General features: G+C 54.9%; 4 protein-coding genes and 1 pseudogene. 2 read left to right on the top strand and 3 right to left on the bottom strand.

The annotated features are described in order from the left end of the window. Positions 1–240 precede the first annotated feature (240 nt). Positions 241–1,350: a pyridoxal-phosphate dependent enzyme gene (locus XH80_RS03135; protein ID WP_271597292.1), complete on the bottom strand. Its 1,110-nt coding sequence runs from the start codon at positions 1,348–1,350 to the stop codon at positions 241–243. A 575-nt stretch (positions 1,351–1,925) separates the two neighbouring features. Between XH80_RS03135 and XH80_RS03130 the strand changes: the two genes are divergently transcribed. Further along, positions 1,926–2,612, top strand: coding sequence for a hypothetical protein (locus tag XH80_RS03130; RefSeq protein ID WP_271597291.1), 687 nt, complete (start codon positions 1,926–1,928; stop codon positions 2,610–2,612). Positions 2,613–2,854: 242 nt separating this feature from the next. Then, the gene (locus tag XH80_RS03125) at positions 2,855–3,742 is read left to right on the top strand and encodes a MaoC/PaaZ C-terminal domain-containing protein (protein ID WP_271597290.1); all 888 of its coding nucleotides are present in this window, start codon (positions 2,855–2,857) and stop codon (positions 3,740–3,742) included. A gap of 347 nt (positions 3,743–4,089) precedes the next feature. On the opposite strand, the gene XH80_RS03120 is transcribed toward XH80_RS03125, so the two are convergent. Both XH80_RS03120 and XH80_RS03115 read right to left on the bottom strand, forming a co-directional pair. Further along, complete coding sequence (locus XH80_RS03120) at positions 4,090–4,323, bottom strand: hypothetical protein (protein WP_271597293.1); 234 nt, start codon at positions 4,321–4,323, stop codon at positions 4,090–4,092. Then, positions 4,320–4,463 (bottom strand): annotated as a pseudogene (locus XH80_RS03115) (transposase domain-containing protein); the annotation flags it as partial. The pseudogene XH80_RS03115 and the gene XH80_RS03120, both read right to left, overlap by 4 nt. Positions 4,464–4,544 lie beyond the last annotated feature (81 nt).

Genomic DNA, 4,544 nt, shown 5'->3' with positions numbered 1-4,544 from the left:
ATGAGCCGTCCAAATAGACGTCCTTTTTGCTGTCCAATCCCATCCGAAGCCTCCGTCCCAACCAGAGGCTTCTTCGCACAGCTATCCCAGTCCCGATGCAAGGGTTCCCGCTTAGCGCTTACGATCTAAAATCGGCCCTTCAATGAAGAGGATTGATAACTTGGCAATACTACATTTCGCCTTCGCGAGCTTGCGTCGCGAGGCAGCTCGGCCGGGGCATGCCGGTTGCTCGCAAAAGACCTACGGATCGTACCCAGCCGGCCGAGGCGCAGGATCGCTGCCGAGCACATTACGATACTTGCGCCGCCCCCATTCGAAGCGGCACCACCCTTCAGATACGTCTTTCAAGGAGATGATGTCTGTTGGACCGTCCCAATCCCGAGCTAGATCGTCGCTCCAGTTCTTCAACCATGTTGGGTTAAACATCGTCTCTACGTAGCGGATGCCGTGGTCAGGCAGAATGGTCAACACGTTCTGCCAAGGCTTTTGAGCAGCGCGCCACTCCGCCACAGCGAGAGCGGCGCCACTCGATGGACCGACTAGCATTCCGGTGCGTCGATGGAATTGATGGACTTTTTGCACCATTTTCGGCACAGGCACCCAATGGACTTCGTCGCAAAGTTCAAAGTCTACATTGCCCATTGGAATTCCAGCGCCCATTGCCAGAAGCTGCTCAAACGTTTCTCTGCACATCCTGCTGATCTGCGTCGCTTGAGCGCCAAAAATGACACTTCTATTGTGATCTACTGCGATTACCTCTAAGTCCGGGTTGTTGCGCTGCAATACAGAAGCGATTCCAAAGAGTGATCCGCCACTGCCGACTGTTCCAACGATTGCGTCGATTCGCGGCTCCGCCAGAAGTGCTCGTTCAGCTATCGGCTTATACGAAAGCGAGTTTAATGGGTTTGTGTACTGTTGCGGCCAGAAGCTGTCTGGCATGGATTGGCGCAGTTTGGCTAGTACTTCAAGCCGCGCCTGCTGAATTCCACCTTCACAATTTTTGCTCGCCGTGACCGTATGTAAAGTTGCGCCCAGATTTTCCAATCGCCAGCGCACAATCTCGGACGTTGGGCCGGTGACTAGGGTGAGGCGTAGTCCATACAGGGAACACAGGATAGCTAGCGCAAGGGCAAAAGTGCCAGAACTACTTTCAATCACGCGGCTGCCCGCCTGCAACTGGCCGTTTTCCAACGCCGCATCGAGGATATGCTTAGCCGGAGTAAACTTCATCAGGTCGAATTTTGCGACCAGCAGATTTTGCTCGGTTTGCAAAAAAGTGGGAAAGGAAAGCCCTTCGATAACGCTTTCATTGACGGGTCTTATTAGTGCGTTGACGCATACTTCCGACATGGCTATTGAGCCTCCGTGGCTAAACTGCTGAATTCCCAACTGTGAGGCCCGGCTCCCTTCAATGTCGCTTGGGAGAACAACGGCTCTTCGGCTTCGAGATGAGCTGGACCTGCACGTTTTCTGTTTCCATTTGTCGACAATAAAGATGTCAGTGCCGACTCGCAGTTTTCGTGATTTCGAACCGAAACAGTCAAGACCCGTGCCAAGTGTCCTTATCGAGCTAAAGCACCATCATCCTTCAAACATTTCGCAGGCGAGGAAGGCAGGTGACTATGTCACAAGGCCGACAATTGGGCGGCCGGGTCGATGAAGATGCGCGGCTGCTTTTTTCGTCCAGACGCACGGTCAGCGCTCTTTCGAGGTTGGACACGCGTCGCGACGCAACCTTGCTACTGCGGCATCGCTCCAAAATCGCCGAGGAATACGGGAGCCGTCGGTCCAAGAGGCATGGCCTACATGGGAGACCTGACCGACCAAAATAGGTAGATGTCAGTTCATCACCGACAACCTACTCTGATCGCTCGCGGCGACCAATTTGGCAAGTCAACCGCGCATATGCGAGGAGAATGACACAAATGAAGAGCCCAATTAATCTCTTACAGGTATCCCGTTTTCTTAGAACTTACGATGAAGCTGCCGCCGAAAAAGGCATTAAACTTTCCTTAGGATTCGATTTTTGCGAATATATAGCGATAGCGCGAGCAACGCCAACAAAACGTCCAACCCAACCAGTGTTTAGGCCGGATCGGTCGCGAATAGAGCCGGGAGATGGATACTGGATCATGGGCTTCGATAAAAATAACGAAGTTGTTTATCTCGAGGCTGTTCGACTGTTTCACCTTGAGCACAGCAACTTCGGAGAACATCTTCAATCACTAAAAGTGTTTTACGATGAGCCTGCAAAACATGCACATCCAGACGATCGATGCATCTGCACGGCGCCAAGCGCCAAGAAAATTACAGGTAAGGTAGCCTACCATGGGGACCTTTGGGTGCGCAGCGACTTTAGAGGACAAGGTATACTGAAGCATACGGGGGGAATAGGAAGCGGCATTACACTTGCGATGTGGAATCCTGACTTCTTATGTTGGCTTGCAAGGCGCTGGACTTTGGAAAAAGGCGTCTACAATCCGCTACATTATGAATCTGGCGGAGCGCAATTAAGGCTGGTGGAAGAGAATATTAGGGAGGATGACTGGCTTATGTGGATGACACGAGAGGAGTTGAGGAGCATCATTGATCCTCCCGTCCTTACCTCGTGAGTTATCTAGACATTCATGATCTTGTAACGCGTCGGATTTGTCACAACGCCCCCCGAGAGGTCTCACTCTATCTTCCACCCCTGGAGCCGATCCGCTGACGAAATCTTGCTCGAGAAGGATCACTGGATCGCAAGCATAACCTTGATCCTGCAGCTATAAGAGCTTTCGCAGCGGCGTTTTTTATCCGCGCTGCGCGCCGCACGGCCATATTCTTGATCGTGCTATTTCTAGGATTATACGCTATGCCGATCTACTATCCTGATATCCTTGAGCAGAAGGCCGAGCCGCGCGTCTTTACCTACACTGAGAAGGATGTGATGCTCTATGCGCTGGGGATTGGCATGGGCCGCGATCCAATGAACGAGCGCGAGTTGCCATTCGTACTCGAGAAAGACATCAAGGTCGTGCCGTCAGCTGTTACCACGCTAGCATTGGCCAAGGGAGGGCCTGCCAGGCCTGCATCGGAGCAGAATCCCGGTCTGCGGATCAGCGAGCTGAACCTGCTAATGTTAGTGCACGGTGAGCAGAAGATTGAGTTACACAAGCCGCTGCCATCGTCCGGCACGTTCAGAGCCACTAGCCGCACGATCACCGCCTTCGACAAGGGCCAGGACAAGGGGGCGGTCGTGGTCGACGAGACCATGTGGACCGACGACAAGGGAGAGAAAATCGCAACCCTCACCGCCTCCACCTTCGCGCGCGGCGATGGGGGCTTTGGCGGTCCCCCGGCAGGCGCACCCGAGCCTCACTCAGTCCCCACACGCAAGCCGGACGTGACGGTCTCGTTAGACACCCGGCCAGACCAGGCGCTGCTTTATCGGCTGAATGGCGATTTCAATCCGCTTCATTCAGATCCAAGCGTCGCCAAGCAGGCCGGTTTCTCGCGACCAATTCTGCATGGTCTCTGCACTTTTGGTATCACTTGCCGTGCCGTGCTGCAGGAGTTCTGCAATTTCGATCCGACGAGGATCCTGAGCCACGAGGCGCGCTTCTCGGCGCCCGTACTCCCCGGAGATACAATCACTGTCGATCTCTGGCAAGATGTCGACGTGATCTCGTTCGAGGCGCGCGTGATCGATCGGTGTACGACAGTGATCAAGAACGGCAAGGCCGTGCGGCGCGGCTTCTAGAAGCACTTCTCCGCTCAACCGCTAGGCTCTCGTACTGGCTCGGATACTCACGGGCATAGTGCGACGATTGGGGCACAAGTACAATGTAGTCGTTGAGGTACGCGTGTTGCCGCATGTAGCGAAGTCCTGTTGTTTCATCTGTTTTCCCCTTAGCCAGGTGCAAAGGACGCCGGTCGCGCAACTGCTGGGCATTTCGCCCGCGCCGATTTCGCGCCCGGTCCTCAACCGAGCGCTAGCAAAGCCAACCGACCGGTGATCGGGCGCGGTCAATGCCGCCGGCTGCCGAAGGCGGTGGCACAACGCGCCAGCGTTGAGAACGATGTATCCGTTCGGCGTAGGCCGCAGCGTCACCGCCTGAGCAGTTCAGGGTTTTCTTTGTAGAACTTGATGAGTTCGATCAGGTTGTCGATGCCGAAGTCGGTGAACGCTTGGACGCCGTCTTCTCCGACGCCATAGACCCAGATGACGCCATCCTCGATCTCCATCTCGTTGGCGAACAGCCAATCTTCATCTTCGCCGAGATCTTTGGCGACTTTGGCGAGGGTGGTGACGTGATGGACCTTGTTGACGTGCGTGGTCATGCTGCTTGAGCGGAGAGTGTTGATGCCGGCGTCCAATTCCAGGGCAGAAGCTCGTCGAGGCGATGAGCCGGGTGGGTGGCGATGCGAGCAAGGACATCGGCCAGCCACGCCTGCGGGTCGATGCCGTTCATTTTTGCCGTTTATGCCGCCCGCCGAACTATGCCGAGTCGGCTCGTTTTCCCCAGATTTCTGGCTGACCGGCGTTTGGTCGGTTCGGCATA

Origin of the sequence: Bradyrhizobium sp. CCBAU 45384 (genome assembly GCF_028128665.1) — a bacterium.
Lineage (GTDB): Bacteria > Pseudomonadota > Alphaproteobacteria > Rhizobiales > Xanthobacteraceae > Bradyrhizobium > Bradyrhizobium manausense.
The sequence above is the reverse complement of the archived record's forward strand: the minus strand, read 5'-3'. Positions and strand labels throughout refer to the sequence as shown.